The sequence below is a fragment of the Porphyromonas cangingivalis genome (assembly GCF_900638305.1).
GTDB classification, from domain to species: domain Bacteria; phylum Bacteroidota; class Bacteroidia; order Bacteroidales; family Porphyromonadaceae; genus Porphyromonas_A; species Porphyromonas_A cangingivalis.
This window is the reverse complement of sequence record NZ_LR134506.1, coordinates 1907997-1931010: the sequence shown is the minus strand read 5'-3', so window position 1 is coordinate 1931010 and position 23014 is coordinate 1907997. Positions and strand designations below refer to the sequence as shown.

Below are 23014 nucleotides of genomic sequence, written 5' to 3'. Positions count from 1 at the left end.
AAGCATTTACAATAAGTATGAGAAGTCTTTCAGTCCTTTTTATTTTGATGTTTGTGAGCCTCAGTGCCTTGGGGCAGTCGGTCATCACCGGTCGTGTGGTATCGAAGAGCAACAATGATGCCGTCCCTTCGGTGTCTGTTTCCCTGACCGATGCGACGACGAAGAAAGTCATCGGTGGTGGGTTTACGAACAAAGAGGGACGTTTTTCGATCCCCATATCCGAAGCTCTTCTGTCCCAAAAGGTGACTTTGAGTTTCTCGCACTTGGCTTACCAAAAGATAGCTCTGACAGAGATTGCCGGAGATCTCAGAGGACGCACCTTCACCCTCTCCTCTCGTGAGGAACAACTCAAGGAGGTCGTCGTACGTGCCACGGCGGTACGCAAGCGTGGCGATACGATCCGCTATTCGGTGGGACAACTCATCAAACTGGGTGACCACACCCTGGAGGATGCCATCAAGCGCATCCCGGGGATGCAGGTCGGCAAGGACGGCAAGATCAGCTATGAGGGCAAGAGCATCAACAAATTCTACATCGAGGGCTTGGACCTCATGGGTGGCAAGTATGGTCTGGCCACCAAAAACATAAAGGCCGACGATGTGGCTGCGGTGGAAGTGCTCGAAAATCACGAACCCATCAAGATGAGGAAAGAACGTTCGCTCAGCGATCAGGCGGCTCTCAACATACGGATGAAAGAGAGTGCCAAAAACACTTGGATCTACTCCCTCACGACGGGTGCGGGAATCAACAAGGACAAGAAGCCCCTCTACCTTGGCGATGGATCGGCTTACACCTTCGGCAAGAGCAACCAGTTGATGGCGATCGGCAAAGGGACAAACAACGGAGCAAATATCTTCTCGGAACTCAACACCCTTGCCCTTGATGAGATCGTGAGCCGAGAGAGATTCGAGATCAGCAGCCGGAGCGACTTCTTCGACACGAGTGCGGACATCGGAGACGAGGTGGTGCGTGAGCGTGGGCGGATCAATACGACGGCACTCGGTTCGCTCAACTTCATTCACAAGATCTCGGAGGATGCGAAGTGGCGCATCAATGCCGGGTATGGCTTCGACCGGGCGGAACGAATGTTGGACGAGACGAAACTCTTCCGTATCTCGCCCAGGGAGACGGCCAAGATAGAAGATCACACCTCACTGTTCAGGCGCGAACACAGGGGCGAGGTGGAGAGCAACTATACATTCAACGGCAACAACACTTTTGTCAAAGTACAGACCGAAGGGAAGCTCTACCACAAGGACCTCAAGGCCGATCGCAGCACCAATGGCAATCCCTACTCGGAGCATACCGTGGCACCCTCGGGGACGCTCTCGAACGTCGTCTCTTGGTCGAAAAAGCATGGAAAGAACATCCTCACCATCTCGGATGCGTTGTGGCTCGACCATATGCCTCAGCAACTTTCGTTACACGCGGCTTCGCCCCTCCCCGGCAATACGGACAAGATCATCCAGGATGCGACCACGAGCAGCGTGGCCAACGATGTGAAGGTAGGCTACGAGTTCTATGCGGGGCGTCTCGAACTCCTATCCGATGTGAAGTTGAAGTACAAGCGTGAGCACTTCGACACCAAGCTCCACTTCCCCCATCTCGACAACGGTGCGATCCCGCTTCGTGGAGACATGGTCTTCTCGAACCTCGTGCTGGAGGTATCTCCCTGGATCACATACAGACTGAAGAAGTGGCGCATGAGCCTCATGCCTGAGATCATGATCTCAGACACTCGGATGACTGAGAAAGAGGTCGCCGATGGCAAGATGAGCAGGCGCAAAGTATGGTTCAACCCCCACGTGGGACTGTCCTATCAAGGCAGCTCGTTCGACTGGGATATGAGTGTACGTTATGGGGAGAATGACCGCTCTGCCCTCGACCACTACAGTCCTTATATCTTCCGAGGGGTAGGCTCCATCTCGACGGGTATCCGAGATTGGTGGCAAGATCAGAACCTCTCAGCATTCTCAAGGATGACGTACAAAGATATCTTCAACTTCTTCAGCGCAGTGTACACTGCATCGTTCAGAGACTTCTCGACCCCCATAAGTACGGAGACACACCTCAGAGACATCTACCTCATCCGTGGCTTTGTACCCATGGCGCACAAGGGGACCAACTTCTCCCAAAGTCTCGACCTACAAAAGATCTTCCAGCCCATCGGACTCACCACACACCTCTCCCTGAAGCATGGACTCTCCGCTCTCGACACACACCAGCAAGGACGTCTGTATCGATCTATTTCGCAGAGCATCAACCTATCACCGACCATCGAATGGCAGATCGCTTCGGGCTTCAGCATGAAGTATGCCGGAGATATAAGCCGATCGTTTTTCCGCCTCAAGGAAGAGAAGTCCTACCGTCCTCAGGACACTCAGGTGCACACCGTCTCGTTCTTCGCGAAGCCGGTCTCCGGTCTCCTCCTCAATGCCCGTGGCAAACTCTTCTACAACAAAAGTCCCCTTGTCAACGACGGAGAGGCACACAAGTTCTATGTCTTCGATGCGACGGCAGAGTGGACACTCCCTTGGGCGACACTCATCCTCTCGGCGAACAACATAGGAGGGTCTTCTCGTTATCACCTCGAACGCCAAAGCTCGCTCAATGCCTATTCGGCTCAATACTACCTCCGACCATCGGAAATTTTCCTTACCTTTAGGTGGAAATTCAATACTAAGAAGAACTAAATCACATGAGTACCAAGATCAAAGAGACCATCCCCTGCGGATGCTGTGGACACGAGATCCCACGCCCTTCCTTCTTCAAGAGAGGGTACACCATCACTTGCCCTCACTGCAAGACAAAGGGCTGGATGAGGAATAGAAGTCGTCGCACCGTCATCCTATCTATATGCACAACCCTCGTACCTGCCTTGGTGGGAGCGACTTTGGGTACCTTGTTGGACAACTTCTCTCCTCTGAAGTTCGGTGCCACCATGTTGATCTTGGGGTTACCATTCCTCCTCCTGCATCAATACTATTACGAAGCCGAATATATGTGGCCCAAAGATACTATTCGTAAACCCTCTTCAAAGAGCGAAGACAACTAAATCAACAACGAGCAATGAACCTTAAACCCAATCCCACCATCACCTGCGGATGCTGTGGACACAAGATCCCACGCCCATCTTTCGCCCGAAGAAATTGGGGCAATACCATCACCTGCCCTGTTTGTAAGAACATGGGGATCAAAGTGGATGTCACCCGCCGCACAACCATACTCTTACTCATCCATGCCTTTGTGTCGGCACTGCTCGCCAACCTCATTATGGAGCAAACCGGCTACCGAGGCTTCCTCCCCTTCTTTTTCATATACCTCATCGTCTCGCTCCCTACCCTTATCCTCCTCTTGTCCCTCTACGAGCCCGTCTACAAGTGGCCAAACGACATCGACAAGTCCTCCTTACCCCCAAGCCCTTAACCCCATCCGAAAACACTCTGACGATCCTCGACAAAAAGTCGTTAGACTCGATAAAGAAAGTCGTTAGACTCGATAAAGAAAGTCTAACGACTTTTTTATTGCTAAGAGCCGTTGTATTCTACACCCCATATATAATAAAGACTGTACCGGAATATCTGCTCTTCTTTTATGACCACTCCTGCTCACGGCATGGGGCATCGAGGTCTGCCATGTTGAGGCCATGCCTTCACAAGGGTAGTGTCCATCGAGCTCCACACCCCGGGAGATGAGAGTTCTTCTCCTTCTTTTTGATCTCGTCGGTAGCCTTAGAAAGCCGTTATATGTAGTACGAAAAGGACGATTTATGGGAGTAAAAATCGCCAAAATATGGAAAAATTTGGAAAAGCCATACCCCTTTCGCTTAATAAAACTCAAAAAAGAGACTGGGATATTGCAACTTACATTTTAACCCATATCTTTGCATTACATACAACCAATTAAATTTGAAATCTATGGCAAGAAAGATTTTATTGACATTGATGCTCGTTGCATCTATATTCATGGTAGCGAAGGCAGAAGACAGACCTATCCAATTCGAACAACTTCCACAGCCTGCAAAGGACTTCGTGCGCAAGCATTTCAACGAAGCTGATGTAGTGCTCGTGACGATGGACAAGGAGGTGTTCTCGACAACTTATGATGTGAAATTACAGAATGGTATCTCCATCGACTTTGACAAGTCCGGACGATGGAAAGAAGTCGATGGCAACCACTTGGCACTCCCTGTTGCTATCATCCCTGAAAAGATTGCAACTTTCGTCAGCTCTAAGCATACAAGTGCAACGATCGTCAAGATCGCTCGCAACAAACGATTCTATGAGGTGGAGCTCAACAATGACCTCGACCTCATCTTCGACCTCAAGACTATGGCTTTCAAGAGGTACGACAAGTAATTGATATCTAACAAAAAAAACTTTTACCAATTATGAAAATGAAAATGATCCTGATCGGCTTGATCCTTGTCATGGCCACGATCTTTGGCTGTAAAGACACGGATGATCAAGTGATCCAGCCGTCGAAGCTACCTGCTGCGGCGCAGTCATTCATTGAGACCAACTTCCCCGGTGCACAGTTCGTACTTGTCACCGTGGACAAGGATTTTGCAGAGACTACTTACGATGTGGTCTTGAACAATGGAGTGAAGTTGGAGTTTGATGCCAAAGGAGAATGGAAAGAAGTGGAAGCTCGCCCTTCTGAAGTGCCTGCAAACATCATACCCAATCAGATCAGAACTTATGTCACAGAACACTACCCTGAGACAAAGATCGTCAAGATCAACCGCGACCCGAATGACTATGAGGTCGACCTCTCTAATGGTGTCGAACTAAAGTTCAACTCGAAGACGTTCGCAATCATCGATATAGACACAAAAAGTCAGGCTTATGTCGCAGAGACTGAAGCGAATGTCAACAGTCTTCCCGGTGCGGCAAAGGCATTCATCGCTCAGCACTTCGAGGGTCGTACCATCGTGTCGGTAAGAGTGGATCGTGATGACCGCAGGATATCTTATGATGTCATATTGTCGGACGGTGCTAAGTTGGAATTTGATCAAGCAGGCGAATGGAAAGAAGTCAACACTCGCACCTATGCCGTGCCTGCTGCCATCATACCGGTGCAGATCCATGACTTTGTGACAGCGCGCTATCCGTCTGTGTTTATCATCAAGATCGACCGTGACAGAACAGACTACGAGATCGACCTCTCAAACGGTGTGAAGGTGAAGTTTGACTTGAACTTCAACGTCATCAAGATCGAAAATGATCGCAATGGCAACAATGGCAACAACGACAACAATCATCCCGGTGCAGGTCAGCTTCCGGCTAATGCACAAGCGTTCATCGCTCAGCATTTCGGACACTTGAGCATCGTGAATGTAAAGGTGGATCGTGATGACCGCAGGATATCTTATGATGTCATATTGTCGGACGGTACCAAGTTGGAATTTGACCAAGCAGGCGAATGGAAAGAAGTCAACACTCGCACCTATGCCGTGCCTGCTGCCATCATACCGGTGCAGATCCACAACTTCGTGACAGCACGCTATCCCGGGGCTTACATCTTCCAGATCGACCGTGACAGCAGAGACTATGAGATCGACCTCTCGAACGGTGTTGAGATCAAGTTTGACCTTTACTTCAATGTCATCAAGATCGAAAATGATCGCAATGGTAACAATGACAACAACCAGCCCGGTGCAGGTCAGCTTCCGGCTAATGCACAAGCGTTCATCGCTCAGCATTTCGGCCACTTGAGCATCGTGAATGTAAAGGTGGATCGTGATGACCGCAGGATATCTTATGATGTCGTATTGTCGGACGGCACCAAGTTGGAATTTGACCAAGCAGGCGAATGGAAAGAAGTCAACACTCGCACTTATGCCGTGCCTGCTGCCATCATACCTGCTCCTATCCGCCAACAAGTCTCTGATAGATACCCATACGCTATGATCATCAAGATAGATCGTGACAGCAGAGACTACGAAGTGAAGTTGTCCAACGGTGTCGAACTGAAGTTTGACCGCTACAACTATCGTCTCATCAAGATCGAAAATGACAACAACAGAGACGACGATCAAGTGGTCGGTTACAGAGATCTTCCCGCTGCAGCCAAGTCATTCATCGCTGAGCACTTTGCGAACGTGAAGGTCGTGAAGGTGGAAAAGGATCGTGACGATGGCAAGATCACTTATGAAGTTCGCCTTTCTGACGGCGCTGAGTTGGAATTCAGACAAAATGGAGATTGGAAAGAGGTCAACACACGTACCTATCCCGTACCTACTGCGATTGTCCCTACACAAATCACTCAGCAGATCGCCAACAGATTTCCAGGAGCAAAGATCTTGAAGATCTCTCGCAGTCACAAGAAGTATGAAGTGAAGCTATCCAACGGACTTGAGGTGAGCTTCAATCCAAGGACTTTCGTCATCACTGAGATCGACGACTGATCTCGCTCCCTCATCATGGACAAAGCCTCAAGTCTCGATTAAATCTCGGGACAGGCTCCTGTGAGTAATATACATCATCGTCCCCTGCAGCCATGGGTTGCAGGGGACGATGTCTTTTTTTGTGATCAGCGACAGCCCCTCACCCTCCTCTCGAGCAAGCGACGCATCATTTTGCTGTCAGAATTGCTTTTTATCCACATCCGGACAAAACATTTAGGCTTCGTTATTAGTTCTATCCACGTAGGAGACAGTGTCATAGAGCGACGTTTCCGAAAGGCTTCGGCCCATCAGTACCGAGAATGCCATCATAATGAATAATCGCAAACAGAAAAAAGATATATGAAACCGATAAAGAATGACCTCATCCTCCGAGCCCTCCGTGGCGAAAACACTTCTCGCACACCGGTATGGCTCATGAGGCAAGCGGGGCGTTATCTGCCCGAATACCGCAGTGTGAGAGCCAAGGCGGGGAGCTTCATGGATCTCTGCCGCACACCTGAATTGGCCTGCGAAGTGACCCTCCAACCCCTTCGTCGTTACGATCTCGATGCGGCGATCATCTTCTCCGACATCCTCACTGTTCCGGATGCCATGGGATTGGGATTGTCGTTTTTGGAGAACGAAGGCCCCGTCTTCGAACGCCCACTGAGAACAGAGTCGGACATCCTCAGTCTGTGCAAGCCGGACGTGATGAAGGACTTGAAGTATGTCTTCGATGCCATCACACTAACCAAGAAGGAGCTCGACGGCAGTGTCCCCCTCATCGGATTTTGTGGCAGTGCCTTCACCTTGGCTTGCTATATGATCGAAGGCAGGGGCAGTAAGGGTTTCCCCAGAGTCAAAGAGCTCCTCTACTCTCGCCCCGAGCTCATGCACACCCTCCTCGATAAGATCACCGATGCCCTCATCGACTACCTCAACGCTCAGATCGACGCAGGCGTGGACATCATACAGATCTTCGACACTTGGGGGGGTATCCTCTCGACTGGAGCATTCAGCGAGTTCAGTCTCACCTACACCGAACGCCTCATCCAAGGGCTTCGTCTCTACCGTGAGGACGACACTCGCATCCCTGTCATCTGTTTCACCAAGGATGCTCCATTGGCGTGGTACAAGATGTACGAAAACATCGGTGCGGACTGTGTCGGTATCGACTGGCGTCATGACATGGATGTCGTTGCGGCAGTCGTACGTAACATCGCTCTTCAGGGCAACCTCGACCCAATGGTCCTCAAGGGCTCGGACGAGTATATCGTACAACGCGTCAAGCAAATCATCGACATGGCCGGTCTGCGCACACCACATATCTTCAATCTCGGTCACGGTATGCACAAGGACATCGATCCGGACAAGGTGGAGCTACTTGTAGACACAGTGCACAGCTACTCAGAAGAACGGAAGAGTCTTATCCACTGTTGATAAGATTATAAAAAATCACTACCTTTGAGTAAATAAAGTCTAAACAGAAATATAACTAACACAAACCAAATATTAGGAACTATGATTGAAAAGAACTTACTCAAGAAGATCAACGAACAAATCAAACTCGAACTCGACTCTGCACACATATACCTCGCAATGTCGATCCACTTCGATGCAGCAGGATGGGCTGGTTTTGCACGTTGGATGTACATCCAGTGCCAAGAAGAGCGTGAGCACGCCAAGCAACTCATCGACTATGTCATCACTCGTGGCGAAAAGCCTGAGATCGGTGCAGTCGCTGATCCTAAGGTGAAGCTCGAAGGTGTCACTCCGGTCTTCGAAATGGCTTACGAACACGAGTGTAAAGTGTCTAAGTCGATCAACGAAATCGTTGCTCTTGCCATCGAAAAGAAAGACTTCGCTACCGAAAACTTCTTCCGTACATTCGTCAACGAGCAAGTAGAAGAGGAAGCCACAGTAGCAGGTATCGTAGATAAGCTCAAACTTGCATCAAGCGAGGCTTCATTCCTCATCATGGATGCAAGACTTGGCGAACGCAAGTAATAGCATCGGCTTGCTCTCGTAGCAGGCTCGCGCAAAACAAGGGCTGTGTCCGAGGTCTTACAGACCACCGACACAGCCCTTGCTGTTTGTTGTATTTCACCTTCTCTTGAGAGAGGGAGTATCACGAGGGGTTCGAGCCGTCATGTACCGGGGAAAGAAAAGAAGCTTTAGGACTTGGCTTTGTCAGCCCCCTTAGAAGTGTCATTCTGCCTAAAGTTGATAGGAATGGTGAATCGGCACCTCACGGGCTTACCGTTCATCTTCCCAGGCTTGAACTTCAGCGTTTTGACTACACGGACAGACTCTGCATCAAGGAGAGGATGTACACCCCTCATGACTTTGACATTTGAAAGAGAGCCGTCCTTCTCGACGACAAAGCTCACCATGACACGACCTTGGATATTTTTCTTCGATGCCTCTTCAGGATAGACAACCTCTTTCGCAAGGTGTTTCATCATTGCTTCTTCACCACCATCATACTCAGGCATTTCTTCGAGGTAATCGTAGACCCCGTCATCTCCTTTGGTATTCTTTCTATCAATGTCAAAGTTAAAGTACAGACTCTCCGGAGTACTATTCTTAGGCTTGAAGTCCTGCTTTTTAATGAAGTTAAGGATCTCTCTTTTAGCCCTTTCATCGCTCATGTTGATCTCTATGTCCTGAGCTTTACCGTTGACGATCTTAAACTTGCCCCATACCTTATCGTCGTTCGGACGTAGGATCCTTTTCACGAAGGTGTCGAGGATCTTCGAAAACTCTTCCACGCTACGAGACTTGGATGCGCCTATTTCCTCCACAATTGCGGGCTTTGAGGCCTCTTTGTCACTTGGTATGGCAAATCGAATAGGCAGTGTAAATCGGCATCTGACAGCCCTACCCTTCATCCTTCCGGGGATAAATTTAAGAAGGCTGACGACACGGACAGCCTCTGCATCGAGAAGCGGATGTACCTTTCTCACCGCTTGAGGTTCGACGACATTGCCCTGCTCATCGACAATAAACCCTACCATAACACGACCTTGGATATTCTTTTCGGCAGCCTCTTTAGGATACTTGATGAGCATTGCCAAGTCTTTCATGAGCTGTTTATCACCATTCTTGTAGACTGGCATTTCTTCCAAGAAGTCGTAGGTAGTGTCTTCGGTCTTGACGGGAGGTTCTTGTGGGACAAAGCCCTCTTGGACTTCTGTGACAGGAGATACTTGTGGCACGAAGTCCTCTTGAATATCTGTGACAGGTGCAGGTACTGCCATCACGTTGGATCCGACGAACAGACCGGCAGATACAAGGACGAGCGCAGACACCATGCGTAGAGACTGGAGGGGTCGATTGGGTGTTGTGTTGTTGTTCATCATTTTAATTCTCTTTTTTAGGTTATAAACTGAGAAAGAGAGACTGAGGGATTCGGCCGGTATCTTCAGAGAACTCTCTAATAATTGTCTTTGGTAGGCCTTGCGATCGATGCCGGTATCGAGGACATGGCTGTCCGCAAGGTATTCGAGGGTGTTATAGTGGGCATTGGTGAGCATCCATGCAAAGGGATTCCACCAGTGTGCGATGAGACAAAGCTGATCCACGATGAGATCATAGTGATGCCCTTGTGTGCAGTGCGCCTCCTCATGGCTGAGGATGAGGTCTCGACAACGAGCATCCTCATAGATCTGTCGAGGGAGGACGATCTTCCCCATGAAGGAGAAGGGGTTCGCAGCCTTGTCGGTGAGGTAGATCCTGCGCCCCGATGGTGCGAAAGTCTCTTCCGACGCTCGGATGATCATAACTATCCGTACCAATCCATAGATCAGTCGGCCGATCATCACCGCCATACCGACAACCCAAAGGGCAAGGAGGATGTCACTCATCGATAGGTGGCTGAGCAACCCTCCGGCCTCGCTCACCTCCTCGACAGCCACCATCGAAAGGTCGGTGTCGATGAAGACCTCCGCTTCTGCCCCTGCCACAGCGGGGGCGATCAACTTGTGAGGGTAGAGCATCGAAGCCCATGGAGTGATGAATGCTGCCACGAGTGCCGAGAGGTAAAAAAGCCTCTGGTGTGGCAACGCCAAGCGACGGCGCAGATAGAGTCTGTCCGCCATACTGAATATAAATAGTCCCAGTCCTGAGAGCAGGAGATAGGTCATAAGGGTCAATGTCATGGTCGTAAGGTATTTTACGGTGTAAGTATTCGATCCGTCTATCTCAAAAGAGGAGAGGGGGTTACTCCTGAGTGTTGCCCTCTTCGATCATCTTGAGTATCTCCTGAAGATCCTCGGCAGAGACCTTACCCTCGGAGGCAAAGTGCTGGATCAAGCCCTTGTAACTCCCGGTGAAGAAGTTGGAGACGAGATACCCCACCGTCTTGGAGCAGTAGTCGTCCTCAGAGACGGTAGCTGCATAGACGAAGCCTCGTTTCTTTCCCACACGCTTGACATAGCCTTTGCGCTCCAACTTCTGCGCAATGGATGCCACCGTGGTATAAGGGGTGGAGGAGTGCTCCATCTTATCGAGGATATCACTGATCTCACCACGTTCGACAGCCCATAGTGCTCGGACAAAATCTTCTTCCAAAGCCGAAAGGCCATTGAGGAAACTCTTTTTGTTTTCAGTCTTATTCATAACGCGTTAAGTTTAGTTCTACGATGCTTTCGTAGCAAATGTACGAAAAAATCGTAACAAACAACAGTTTTATCCCCAAAATTTGAAGTGATGGCAAAATTTTCTCTTCCTTCACCCTGTTGAACAACGAGAGATGGTTCTTCTTCAGGCTGTTTGCGCCCCAGAGAGCAAGAGATAAAATTTTCTGTCGGACGACAGAATTCTTTCTGACGCCCGACAGAATGTATTCCGGCAGGGGACAGAAAGCATTCTGTCCCCTGCTCCGATACTTTGGTTGCTCCTTATTACGTCCTTCCGGTTTGCTCCGTGAGCTTTGCCTCCGTAAACGCCGGTTTGATCTAAGGAAGCTACAGTCAATGGACGCAGACAGATAGTGCTTTTTATGGAAACTTATAGCATATCTCTGATGTCGAACTCTCGAAAAAAGGTTGTCTAACTTGATGACGAAGGTTGTCTAAAACGGTGCGACGAGTTAGACAACCTTTTTTCGAGGATCAGACATCTTTGCTTTGAGAGGATAAGTCTGTGTGGAAGAGATGCCATAAAAGAGAAGGGACTGCCGTGATCTCAGTCACGACAGCCCCCGACCATCATAATCTATCTAAAACCAATCAACTGCGGGTATAAGTGACCTCTCCACTTTGGAAGTAGTCTGCAGTGACTTCGACTTTCTCGGCTCCGCCATCAGAGTTGGTCTTGAACCTCACTTCTTTTGTCCCATGAGATGTCACTCTGACGATGTGATACATCGTGCCTCCTCCGGTGATCACCTCTACTCCCTCGTCCACAGGATAGAGGGTGCCGGCCTTGATCTTCACATAGAGTGGGAAGAGATCTGCGGGGAAGTCTGCAGGGATGTTGAAGTACAACCTTGCTTCGCGCTGTAGTCCTTGGGGGACAGCGTTGTTGTTATTGATCTTCACTTGTCCGAAGCTGAAGGGCTGCCTTAGCACCACTCTGATCGCTCTGGCAAGGAAGTCCCCCTTGGAGACAATGATCCGAGCTTCGCGTGGTTGTGACGGAAGGACATTGACTGCGGTGGCAGTGAGCGCACCCGTAGCAGGGACGAAGTTGAGTGATGATGCATCGATGATCTCCTTGCCTGCCTCCTGCTCCACACGGTAAGTCACACCGGTGTTGTCGAAGTTGTTGTCATCCAGCCTTGGGTAATACTTGACCCACGTGCTGAGAGACTCCGAAGCCTTGGTGAGGACGATCAGTGTGCGTTCGACTTCGAGTTTGCTCACGCCGTCACTGATGATGGGAAACTTCTCGACGGTAGGGTCGAGTGCCGTATTGTTGTGAGAGGCGACATCAAGTGCAGCGGCGAAGTTGGGTGAACCCGCCTTGTGGACACTGCGTATCTTCACGACATAGTGGTAGTTGCGCTCGATGTCGTATCGGGTCCTGTCGGCATCGATGAGGTCTATCTTATAGTACGAAGGCTGACCGGCGTACTTACCCTTGACGATGACGGTGGTGATCTTCGATGCGGTCTTGTTTTTGCGCTCGAAGAGGTACTTCTCGTTCATGTCCAACATCCCCTCTTGTGCCGACACAAGGACAGGATTGATAGGATCGTTGATCGCCCCTTCGGTAAAGGTCAACGTGCCTGTATCGTATGGAGCGACGGTACCTCGTGCGAGGGTGTTGTGAAGCACGAAGGCTTCGAGCTCGAAGTTACTTGCTTCATTGATGACGGTCACCTTGGCTTGATTGCGCAGCAAGGGGATGTTGTCGGACAAAGAGTTGACATCTATACCATCAGGCAACTCCTTGCGTGCCCAGAAGACACACCTATCTGTCGTCATCAATGCCATGACCATGGCCTCGTGAGCTCCCACAATCTCGGTGTCGGGAGTCGCAGACCAGTCACAGTTGGCTACGAAATGGATGGTCCGGATGTCATCAGACTTGGGCAGGATCACGGAGAAGCGATAGCCTGAGCCCGAAGCTCCGAGGAGCGTGGCCTGACGACGAGCGATGAGGATGCCGTTCTGATTGAAGACGAGCAACGACAGATTATCGACACCTCCATTGTCCCTGAGCTCGACCGTCCTGAAGTCCGGTATGATTGCACCAAACTCAACAAGGACTTCGTCCGTGCCTACCGAGACTTGTGAGTCGGGGACATCGATCACAGATCGGGTACAGCTTGCCAGAAGCAGGGTCAAGCCTCCTATGAGTGTATATATTATCTTTTTCATAAGTATACTCCTTCTCGAATTGTGGTGTTATTTAATATCTCGTATACAACGGACGTGAGCGAAAGTGCTACTGGAACCGGAAGTATTGTTGTTGACAAATTCGTATGCATTATTACCCGAATAAGCATCCCAATACCAACGCCCGGTCATGAGCAATCCCTGGAGATTGGCCGGTAAGCTCTGGAGCTGTTCGATGTACTTCAGCTCGGCTTCAGTGGGCAGTCTCCATCCTCTCTTTTCGACGCCGGCTTCACTGCGTTCCCAATAGCGATTACAATGCCTCTTGGCATCTATGTACCCTTGTGCCACCGTCGCACCAAACTGTGATGCCATCTCAAACTTAGGTGACACCATCTTGGCGACATTGGCATCATTGAGGGTATTGCCCTCTCCATCGACAGGAGGATAACCCAAGATGAGCTCTTCGCCTGTAACAGGATACTTCGCACCCGATGCTGAGGTCGTCACGATGTAAGTATAAGCATTGCGAAGTCCATTGCCCGAATTGACCATATCCTGATAACTACCAAACTGTGACGAACGGACACTCTTCTCATTGGTGAAGTAGATCCCCGGTGTCTGACGTACCTTGATGGTCTCTGTCAGTGGACCGTTGGTCACCTTGAACTCGATATCCTTCGGTACGAGGTTGGTAGGTATCTTGCTGGTGATCGTGATCTCACCGGCTGTCACTCCCGAAGCAACAATGATGTTCGGGATCTGATCTCCCACGACATTCACCGTCGTCGGTGTGCTCGCATTGGCCGCTATGAAGGTATAGGTAGCCTTGAGGGAGCCGGGGACGAGCGTCACGTTGGGGATAGACGAGTTGAACTTGAGTTTGTAGCCTTCGATATTAGGCATGGCGACATCTGTCTCGGAGACCACGAGGTAGTCGGATGCCTTCACTTCGGCCAATACTTCTCTCGTACTCCAGTCCCTGATGACATACGTACCGGAGAGTGTGACGGGCTCTTCTTGAAGAGCTCCGAGGATATTCACCGTGACGGAGATGTCATAGAGGACATTCCTCTTGAGACAAGAGTTGTAGACAGCTTGCTCGCCGGTGAGATTGGTAGGTGCAATGGGGAGGATGTACCTGTAAACGTGACTCTTCCCATTGATATTATTGGTAAGCGGCAGAAGTAGCTCGACATACGCCCTGCTTGAGATGTCTCCGCTCCAATCCTGTGCGTAAGCGTAGAACGGTGCGGGACCGGTCTCTTCGCGACCTACTCTCGTCAAAGTGCGTGCCTCGGTCTCATCAAATACCGTGGGAACATACACTCCTCCATCCAAGAGTGCCGATGCGAGCGTGAAGTGCTTGAGCTGTACCGTACCTGTCTGAGGGGTATAGGTGTGATTGGGGACATTGACCTCTTTGATACGTACTCTGATCTTCGATGCAGCCCTCTTGAGATGGACCAGACCGAGATCGGCATCTCTCTTGGTGATGACCTTGGACACCATGCCATCCATCACAAACGCATCCTGGGCTGAGAGTCCACCTTCGGTCTTGAAGCCCATGGAGCGGATGACGAGATCCTTCAGTGCTTGAAGGTTGTTCCCCCCCTCGGCAATCGTACCGAAGTCGATACCGCTGTTGGCGATGACATAGACATCATAGGCTCTCGTATTGTTGTGGAAGAGGATCTCCTTATCGGCCTTTATGGGCACGGTGACACTGTTGCCGGAGAGCGTCATGTCAGCCGGCTTGATGTGCCATCGGAGGATACCTGCATCGTAGATGAAGATGTCGAGCTTGTCGATCTTGTTCTCATTGAGCGTATCATCTCCGGCCTCGGCACGTACGGTGGATACCTCATCAGAGATCACACTCAATACAAGGGAATTCTCGACAGGCTGCTCCACACCATCCTCTCGCTTACACGACGACACAGACAGGAGCATCAACGATGCCACGGCGCAGGCTATTGTGGTATATAATAACTTTTTCATAAGAGAATCTCCTTATCTTTTTATGGTGTGCTGACCATAGGTTGCTTAATAACGATTCGATTACCGATGCCGATGGCTGTGTTGTTTTTGAGAAGTGGGATCTCAGCATCGTCAACGGTGATGAATATCTCGGTGGTGTGCGCTTGATCCGACTGTGGTTGGCGAGGTCTGATCTTGATGGTGTACTCCTGCCCCACGCCTCCGGAGACCACAGCCCCTCCGGTGGTGAGAGCCTCGAAGTGGATGGGGTTGGTGAGTTGCACCCTCCAAAGAGCTTCGACGGGGTTCATGAGCTTGAACTTGAACTCGACTTCATCCCCGGGCGTAGCGACCTCAAAGGTCTTCTGCTCAAATGTCGGATGTGGAGTGATCGAATACACTCGCTTGAAAAGCAAGTCATTGCCGACGACCTCCCAGGGGCGCACCTCGGTACGCAGGGTGATGCCATCGGACTCTCCAAGGTTCTTGATATCTGCAATGAGGTTATAGCAGTAGTTTCTCTTGATCGAATAGCGATGATCGGCACCTTCCGAATTTTCGTCATTGATGTAGGCACGGTACTTCGTATTGACATCGTTGTACTTGGCGTGGATGACGAGGCTGGTCGCTCTCGATGTCGTATCGGAGACGGAGCCAAGGTTTTCGAAAAGATATACAGCATCGTCCGAGCTCCATACTTGAAAACCCTCAGCGGTGACCTCCTGAGGAGCACTGTAATCGTTGCGCTTGTTCCAGAAGTTGTGAGGTGCAGGTGAAGCCCCCTCGATGAGAGGAGTGGACTTCATCCCTCTGTGGAGTTCGACCCCCAAGAGAGAAAGAGAGGCAGGACCTGTACTCGCATTTCGGATCTTGAGTGTGATCTTCGCCACGACCCTCTTGAGACTGATGGAGACCATCGCTCCGGTCGAAGAGTTTATGTTGACCGTCCCATTGCCCACCATCGTCAGAGGCTTGGGCAGGAAGGAGTCTGTTTCTAACTTAATGGCATCCAAATCGCTCGGTGTCTTGACCTCGTTCAACCTGTCAGACACAGCTGCCGGCTCATTGGCGACGACAAAGATGCTCTTCTCTCCTGTGACACATTTGACTCGGAAGGGGTTCACAAATGCGAGCTCGCCGGCATTGAAGACCTGCATCGCTTCGATATGGCTTCCGGAGAAGACATATACCCTCACCTTGCTTATGACATCATCTCCCACAAACAGATCGCCACCTCGGATCCGAGTGTCTCCAAGCACGAGAGAAATAGTAGCCTCCTCCCCTGCCGGATCGGAAGGTGTCTCCTTACAACCTGCAAGAAGCAAAATGCCGATCAGTAGGAAAAGCATATAAGCCTTTTCTTTCATTACTTTCATTTCTCTTACGTTTTTAGTATTCAACATCCTGATGCACTACTCCCCAAGGTGTCACGACCACTTTGACGGCGACCTGAGCATCCACATCGATGATGATGTTGAGCAGTCGTCCGAGCTGTGGCACCAGCGGAGTGCCGTCTGTCCCATGAGTAAATGTTTTTTTGAGCTTACCGTCCCAGTACAAGTCGAGGGCATAGCTCTTGCCTCCGGCATCGGGGAAGGTATTGAAGATCGGTGTGACCCACTGCCCCTCAGCGTCGAAGCTGAACGAGGGCTTGTAAGAGACCATACCGCCTGTGAGTGTACCATCGGCATCGTAAGTGTCCGGAGATTCTCTCAGGACAAACTTCACTGATGGTACCACTGCGGGTGACAATTTCCGTGCGACGATACGCACCGAAGCCACCTTATGTCTGATGATGACCGTATGCGACTGTCCTTGCTCGATCCCGCCGAACTCCACGGGGATATCCAGCGAACCCGAGAAGAGCTCTGAAGGAGACTCGGCTATGCCGTCGGCACTCTTGAGCTTGACATACAGATCCTGTTTCTGCTTCACTGACTTTATCGACGCGAAGTCGACAGATGCGTCCAAGTTGCCCCACGCTGTACAGCCAAGGGTCTTGGGACCCGGATAAGGGACGGAGATCTGTACGGGAGTTTTCTGCTTTACCTGTTCGGCAGAAAGTTCGAAGGCCTCCATGACCGTTCCTTTTTCGTCAAACACAAACATGACGACTCCTTTTACAGCTCCTGATGCCGTAATGTCATTTTCATCAGCATCAACAGCCTTGACAGACAGCTGGAAAGGTCGAGGACAGACCGACAGATCCTCCTTGATACAACATGCTGAAAACAGGGTTAAAGTCAGCATAAATAGGAACCAGCGTTCTACTCGATATGTGTTTGTACGATTCATATTTTTGCCTTTTAAGAGTTTGGTAGAAAGGTCAGGGAGCAGGCAGGCTACACCGCCTGCTCCCTGCCTGATAAGAGTTTTTCTAAAGGTTTTTCAGGGTATTGATACAGAACTTTCTTTAGAGTATTATTTAGAGTTTTTTTGTGTATATGTCATACCCTCCCCTCGGAGGCAGGGATCAATATTCTATGTTCTGATTGACAGTCAACCAAGGAGTCACGGCTACCTTGACATCGAGTGTGGCAGCATCAGCAGGTGGTGTTGTTGGATCTGATGTACCCGGACGCTTGATGACTACAGAGATGCGATAGTCGGTATTGCGCTTGAGATTTCCTGTCCCTGTATCGTCACCGTTATATGCATAGCCGGACCTTTCTGCGTTGACAAGGATAGAGTAGTGAGTATATCCGTTATCATCGGCAAATGGCGCGCCCTTGACAAGCTGGCCGGAGTCATCCTTGAGTTTACCTCTGATGACCAACACAACGGGTTTGCCGATAGATTCGAAAGAATGGTAGTAGATGAAATTATTAGGGGTGATAGAAGAGAGGTCTGAGACTTCATCCCTCAAGACTTCCTTGACCACTTGTGAAGGCACCCAAAGGTCTCCAGTCCAAGAGTCCTGCTTCATACCCGCATAACGTCCCATTTCAACGAGCTCCAAAGAAGGACCGAAAAGGCGTGAACTATTTGGCACGTTGAAGACAAACACTTCGGAAGGCTCAAATGTCCATCCCGCAAATGCACCCTCGAATGATGTGCTGGCCCCCACGAGAGAGATACGCGCAGGCACCTTGACGAGCTGGAGCGGAGCTGATGAGATCGAGCCTTCTCCTGCACCGAAACCGTAAGTGTTCTTACCTGCCTTGATCGTGATTGTCTGGGGTTCGGCAGTCATCGCTACTCCGACCTGATCGTCTCCTGAAGGTTCGACCATGACGACCTTGTCTCGGAGTGCTATTTCCTGTAATTCTGTAAGCGAGTTGATCTTACCCAAGTTTGCATTGGCGACTACCACAAGCTTTCGCTCACCTGTGGTGACATTGATGTCCACTGCCTCACTTGTGTTCTCGACCTTCTTGTAGCCTTCAAGGAGATCACCGGCATAGACATACACTTCGAGAGACTTTACGTCTCCATCAGCAGGAGATGCACCCAAGGCACGCAATTGAGAGCCTGCATCTACCTTGATAGAGAGGGTTGCTTGTGTACCCTCGTTAGGGATGACATTGCTGTCTTCCTTCTTGTTACAAGCCATCATACCTAAGGTAAGGGCTGCAATCGCAAATAACTTAATAGCTTTCATAACTTTAATGATTTAGGTGAATAAATAAAAATGATTAGGTTAATTTCGTTCTTCCCTCAGACAAGCGATATCCGGGTTGAGGCTGTCTGAGACCAAGAGTTTTTTCGTGTGTTTGTTTTACAATAAGAATACATAAGAGAGCGAGAGCCCTGTCAGACCGAGATAGTGGTGCTTGCCCTGCTCCAAGAGCTTACCGCACTTGACGCACCTGTACTTCTCGTAGTCGAAGAGGATGTAGCCTGCCCCGAGTCCGATCTCGATACCACTGCGCTTGCTCAGCCTCCAGAGGTAGCTGTAACCTACACCCACGCCGTATCCCATGCCTTCATAACGATGATCCTTGAGCCCTTTGTACAGCCCGAAAGGTAGGGAGATACCTCCCACATTGTACTGACCGACCATACCTTGCAGGGCAAAGGAGTGTCCTCTGAAAGGCTCTTGTAGCCAGTATCTCACTTCGGGTCTCACCATCCAGTGCTTGAGACGCTGATCTTCCTTGCTCCAAAACCAATTGTAGCCTCCCTTGAGACCGACGGTGTATTTAGCACCTACAGCCATATCGACCTCAAGGTTGGGAGAAGCCCCCACAGCCCAGTTGACTGCGTTTGTCTTGAGTCCCCAAGACTGCGCAAGTCCTTTTCCTGAGTAGATCGACGAAAGAAGAAAGAACAGACAGAGTGTTGTTAGATACTTCGTTTTCATGTCTATTTGTGTTTAGAGTTTTTACCCTCCTCATACGGTAGAGGGGGATAGTATTTTTTTGGTTAATAGTTTTTTTCGCTGTGTCCTCACCTAATTATATATGTGTAGTGAGAGCACCGGTCTTTCATATAAAATATCACTGTAAGGTAATCCTCCTCGGAGGATGTCTCCCAAACCCTTTCGGGAGTCTTCGGTCTTCTCCGATGAGTCATCAGATCTTCCGAATTGAGTTTTTTCAGGTTTTCCACGTTTCACAGTATCCCTCCCCGTGAGGTCTATCGTTATACGTTTATTTCGCTTTTTCTACTGCAAACATAAAAAAGACCCAATGCCGGAACGCCCCATATAAGAAAAACATTGTTTCATATCCGAAAATCAATCTGATCTTTTACTAAAAACAAGGACTTTTAGGCTCTACCCCCGGGGTCTTCAAGCCCGAAGAGCGTGTCCACACCTTTATATTAACCTAAAAAACAAAGATTTACGTTTTTGAACAATGCTTTTCAGGTCAAAAGAATTATCCCCTTTTTTCTTTTGATTTTATGCGATATTTTGTGGGCGAAGAGCCATAACGTTCGCGAAAAAGTCGTCCGAATGTGGTGCGAGAATTAAATCCCGACATACTCTTGACCTCATCGATACTGAGTTCCGGCCTGCTTGCAAGCAAGTGAGCCGAGTGAGACAAACGCACTTCGTTGATAAATTCACCAATCGTCATCCCATCGGCATACCTACGGACAGCCTTGGCGAGATAGACATGATTGGTACCGAGGCGTTCGGCAAGGAGATCACGGTTGAGCTGGGAGTTTTTGAAGAGTTCGTCCTCTTCCATCAGTTCACAAAGTCTCTTGTAGAGGAGTGCCTCCGGATCAGGAGTCTCCTCTGGAGCCTGCTGTACAGACGGAGTCTCGATCTTCTCCGCTCCCGGTCGTTGCTGTATCAGGTTGTTCAGAGGCCAGCGATGCCCGAGGCGGTAGATCAGTACCACCCCGACGAACAGCAACAATAATATAAGGACACCTATCCCCAGAAAAAAATAAACGATCTCATCTCCACCCCCTGTGGCCGGCAAGACCTCACGTCCCTCTGCCACAGCGTGAAACTGTCGGGGCGTCTCGGAGATGAGAATGTGTGGATCAGAAAAAAAGAAAGCCTCTCCAGGCATTGTCATTTGTTCTTTCATAGTATGATGTGTTCTAAAAGAGTTTTTCTCTGACGGCAGATTTCCATTCATCGGCTCTGTCGTGAAGTTAGGATTGTCGCCATCAAACATTGTTTCATAAGCGCAAAAACTTGCTCCATATATGCAATTTCTTAGTCTGAACATCCGTAACTACTTGACAACACAGCTTTAACGTCTTTTAAGCTCATTTCTGCATACTTGGTACACCACATCGAGAGGGTGAGGCGGAGTATTCGTGCTTATGTACAAGTCCCTGGAACAAAATGTCACACGTGGCACCACGGGAAGTATTCCGTCCCGAGAGGGGACTCTTTGTCTATATCCTGCAAATGACACCTCTACTTTCGGAAGGGATACATACAGATGAAGCCCCGCCGTCATCCCCTCGTCAAATGAGGTGGTGAGCAGCGGGGCTTCTGACACATGTCGGAAAGCCTACATATCGGCGGAGGTTGGCTTTTGAGATTTCTTTTCTTTGGAGACGTGCCTATATTCGGAGGGAGACATCCCATAATGCTCTCGGAAGAGTCGGCTGAAGGTCGTTCGAGAGTTGAAGCCCGACATATACTCGACCTCTCCGATGTTGAGATCAAGCTCGTGTGTCAGGAGGTATGCGGCATGACGGAGGCGGTAGCCGTTGATAAATTCACCGACAGTGATGTCTCCTGCATACTTGCGGATGGCTTCAGCGAGATAGACGTGATTAGACCCGAGATGCTCTGCGAGTATCTCTCGATTGAGGTGAGGCTCGGTGAAGAGCTTCTGATCGTCCATGAGGGTACAGAGCTGTCGATACAATCGCTCTTTTCCGTCAAGTTCTTCTTCGGGGATGAGATTGACGGAGGTGTCGAGCTCTTCTTTTACCTTCTGACTTTGCTGGATGGCATCATAGAGGACACGGTTCTTATGTCTCAGACGATGGGTATATCTTACGTAGAGGATGAGAGCCAGCAGGAGGAGCCCTCCGATAGCAAGGGAGAAGTAAAAGAGAGTCCTGGAGATCTCATTTTGGAGTTTGAGGGTGTCCACCTCGAAGAGGGTACGTAATTCGTCGAGCTGGCTCGCAAACTGAGCATTTCGAAGCTCCTCCCTGCGATGGAAGATGCTCTTGTACAGCTCCGCGGCCTCCTTGTACCGTTCCATCTCTGTGAGGATATCGGCCTGTTCGGTCTGAAGGGTGAGGAGACTTATCGGATCTTTGAGATCGAAGATGATCTCGACACTCTCTTCGTTGGCTCTCAGAGCTTGGGCAAACTCACCCTTTGCGGCATGGTAGCGGGAGCGCACCTGAAGGAGCTTGCACCGGACGATGACTTTGCGACCTTCGGCATAACTTTCGGCAAGCAACAGTAGCTCTTCAGCCTTGTCATAGTCGCCCGTACCTATCTCTCCGATGGCTGCAGCCAGTGCCCAGTAGAGATAACGCCCATTGAGGATAGGCAAGTCATCTTCGTCAAGCGTGTGTTCGCGGTATTTGTCAAGCGAAGCCTTCCAATCCGCAGCGATAGCCTTCAGCTTGTCGTACTGATGCATGGCATCGAGGGTCTCACAGAGGGCATTGTAGGCCGAGAGGAGCTCGGTGATACCATCCTCCTTGGACAAGGTCGAGACACTCTCGGTGAGGGAGGCTTCGGCCTCCTTGAAGCGTCCCATCGTCTGATAGATGCTCCCCATCGTATAGGCCGACACCCCAAGCCCATAGTTATTTTGGGTCTCACGGGCATTGACATAGATCTTCTCCGCCTCCTTGAGAGCGGTGTGCAACTTACCTTCATAGAGATAACGCTCGACAAGCAAGCACCATGCACTGTAATAGTACTCCCACATATCGTTTTTCTTCAGGGCGGAGAGATGCCTTGGGAGCGTGGTGACGAGACTGTCGGTCATGTTGTAGTTGTAATAGCAATACAGGAGATTGAGACGTGCGTGTCCTTCGGCTTGGACATCTCGCTGTCGGATGGCCTCATCAAGATAGGCGTGGATGCAACCAAGCTCGTTCTGCGGATCATCCTCGGCCCCGGCGAGACGACAGAGATTGCTATGAGCCTCCAAGAGATCGGAGCCGGAGAGTCCCCTCATGATCTGTCGTATGGAGTCCGAAGGTGTGAGTGCCGAAAGTGACCCGGTAGAGGTCATGAGTATAGTGAGAAATACAACTATATATTTTGTTGCCTGCATCTATGTGAGCGTAAGAGTTTTTCAATAGCAGGGGTGGTCCTCCCTGTCCTGCAAATGTAAGAAGTTTTTAATAAAAAAGGAAGTAAAATTACCAAATTTGAGACTGAACGTCTTTGCGACCCGACCGAAGATCCGACTTCGCCGGTCAAGTCGTTGGCAGACAAGCCATCGGATGTACCTGAAGTAAAAACAGAGGG

17 protein-coding genes are annotated in these 23014 nt (G+C 50.0%); 7 read left to right on the top strand and 10 right to left on the bottom strand.

The window, feature by feature from the left end; translation table 11 throughout:
- Positions 1 to 17: 17 nt before the first annotated feature.
- From EL262_RS07925 to EL262_RS07885, 7 genes are all read left to right on the top strand, one after another.
- Positions 18 to 2693 (top strand): peptidase associated/transthyretin-like domain-containing protein, encoded by a 2676-nt coding sequence (locus tag EL262_RS07925; protein WP_126464402.1) that lies wholly within the window; start codon positions 18 to 20, stop codon positions 2691 to 2693.
- Between the two features lie 5 nt (positions 2694 to 2698).
- Positions 2699 to 3055, top strand: a complete 357-nt coding sequence (locus tag EL262_RS07920; protein WP_025836543.1) for a hypothetical protein — start codon at positions 2699 to 2701, stop codon at positions 3053 to 3055.
- Between the two features lie 14 nt (positions 3056 to 3069).
- Positions 3070 to 3426 (top strand): hypothetical protein, encoded by a 357-nt coding sequence (locus EL262_RS07915; protein WP_126464401.1) that lies wholly within the window; start codon positions 3070 to 3072, stop codon positions 3424 to 3426.
- Positions 3427 to 3917: 491 nt separating this feature from the next.
- Positions 3918 to 4358 (top strand): PepSY-like domain-containing protein, encoded by a 441-nt coding sequence (locus EL262_RS07910; protein WP_025836539.1) that lies wholly within the window; start codon positions 3918 to 3920, stop codon positions 4356 to 4358.
- Between the two features lie 32 nt (positions 4359 to 4390).
- Positions 4391 to 6409 (top strand): PepSY-like domain-containing protein, encoded by a 2019-nt coding sequence (locus tag EL262_RS10185; protein ID WP_078735447.1) that lies wholly within the window; start codon positions 4391 to 4393, stop codon positions 6407 to 6409.
- A gap of 339 nt (positions 6410 to 6748) precedes the next feature.
- Positions 6749 to 7828: a uroporphyrinogen decarboxylase gene (gene hemE / locus EL262_RS07890; RefSeq protein ID WP_078735446.1), complete on the top strand. Its 1080-nt coding sequence runs from the start codon at positions 6749 to 6751 to the stop codon at positions 7826 to 7828.
- A gap of 81 nt (positions 7829 to 7909) precedes the next feature.
- Positions 7910 to 8395, top strand: coding sequence for a ferritin (locus EL262_RS07885; protein WP_025836534.1), 486 nt, complete (start codon positions 7910 to 7912; stop codon positions 8393 to 8395).
- A 167-nt stretch (positions 8396 to 8562) separates the two neighbouring features.
- Here EL262_RS07885 and EL262_RS07880 read toward each other — a convergent pair whose 3' ends face one another.
- From EL262_RS07880 to EL262_RS07835, 10 genes are all read right to left on the bottom strand, one after another.
- Positions 8563 to 10548: a M56 family metallopeptidase gene (locus tag EL262_RS07880; RefSeq protein ID WP_025836533.1), complete on the bottom strand. Its 1986-nt coding sequence runs from the start codon at positions 10546 to 10548 to the stop codon at positions 8563 to 8565.
- A gap of 61 nt (positions 10549 to 10609) precedes the next feature.
- Positions 10610 to 11008, bottom strand: coding sequence for a BlaI/MecI/CopY family transcriptional regulator (locus tag EL262_RS07875; protein ID WP_025836532.1), 399 nt, complete (start codon positions 11006 to 11008; stop codon positions 10610 to 10612).
- 611 nt (positions 11009 to 11619) lie between these two features.
- Positions 11620 to 13215, bottom strand: a complete 1596-nt coding sequence (locus EL262_RS07870) for a hypothetical protein (protein ID WP_025836531.1) — start codon at positions 13213 to 13215, stop codon at positions 11620 to 11622.
- A gap of 27 nt (positions 13216 to 13242) precedes the next feature.
- Positions 13243 to 15174 carry a fimbrial tip adhesin FimD gene (gene fimD, locus EL262_RS07865; protein WP_078735445.1) on the bottom strand — a complete coding sequence of 644 codons (1932 nt, stop codon included), beginning with the start codon at positions 15172 to 15174 and terminating at the stop codon, positions 13243 to 13245.
- A gap of 20 nt (positions 15175 to 15194) precedes the next feature.
- A complete protein-coding gene (locus EL262_RS07860) occupies positions 15195 to 16529 on the bottom strand; it encodes a fimbrial protein (protein WP_159100475.1) in 1335 nt (444 codons plus the stop codon).
- 13 nt (positions 16530 to 16542) lie between these two features.
- Positions 16543 to 17403: a FimB/Mfa2 family fimbrial subunit gene (locus tag EL262_RS07855; protein ID WP_051522593.1), complete on the bottom strand. Its 861-nt coding sequence runs from the start codon at positions 17401 to 17403 to the stop codon at positions 16543 to 16545.
- A 223-nt stretch (positions 17404 to 17626) separates the two neighbouring features.
- Positions 17627 to 18754 carry a fimbrial protein gene (locus EL262_RS07850; protein ID WP_025836517.1) on the bottom strand — a complete coding sequence of 376 codons (1128 nt, stop codon included), beginning with the start codon at positions 18752 to 18754 and terminating at the stop codon, positions 17627 to 17629.
- Positions 18755 to 18871: 117 nt separating this feature from the next.
- Positions 18872 to 19456: a DUF3575 domain-containing protein gene (locus tag EL262_RS07845; RefSeq protein WP_025836516.1), complete on the bottom strand. Its 585-nt coding sequence runs from the start codon at positions 19454 to 19456 to the stop codon at positions 18872 to 18874.
- A gap of 517 nt (positions 19457 to 19973) precedes the next feature.
- A complete protein-coding gene (locus tag EL262_RS07840) occupies positions 19974 to 20639 on the bottom strand; it encodes an AraC family transcriptional regulator (RefSeq protein ID WP_159442714.1) in 666 nt (221 codons plus the stop codon).
- Between the two features lie 435 nt (positions 20640 to 21074).
- Positions 21075 to 22817: a helix-turn-helix domain-containing protein gene (locus tag EL262_RS07835; protein ID WP_036853257.1), complete on the bottom strand. Its 1743-nt coding sequence runs from the start codon at positions 22815 to 22817 to the stop codon at positions 21075 to 21077.
- Between the last annotated feature and the right edge of the window lie 197 nt (positions 22818 to 23014).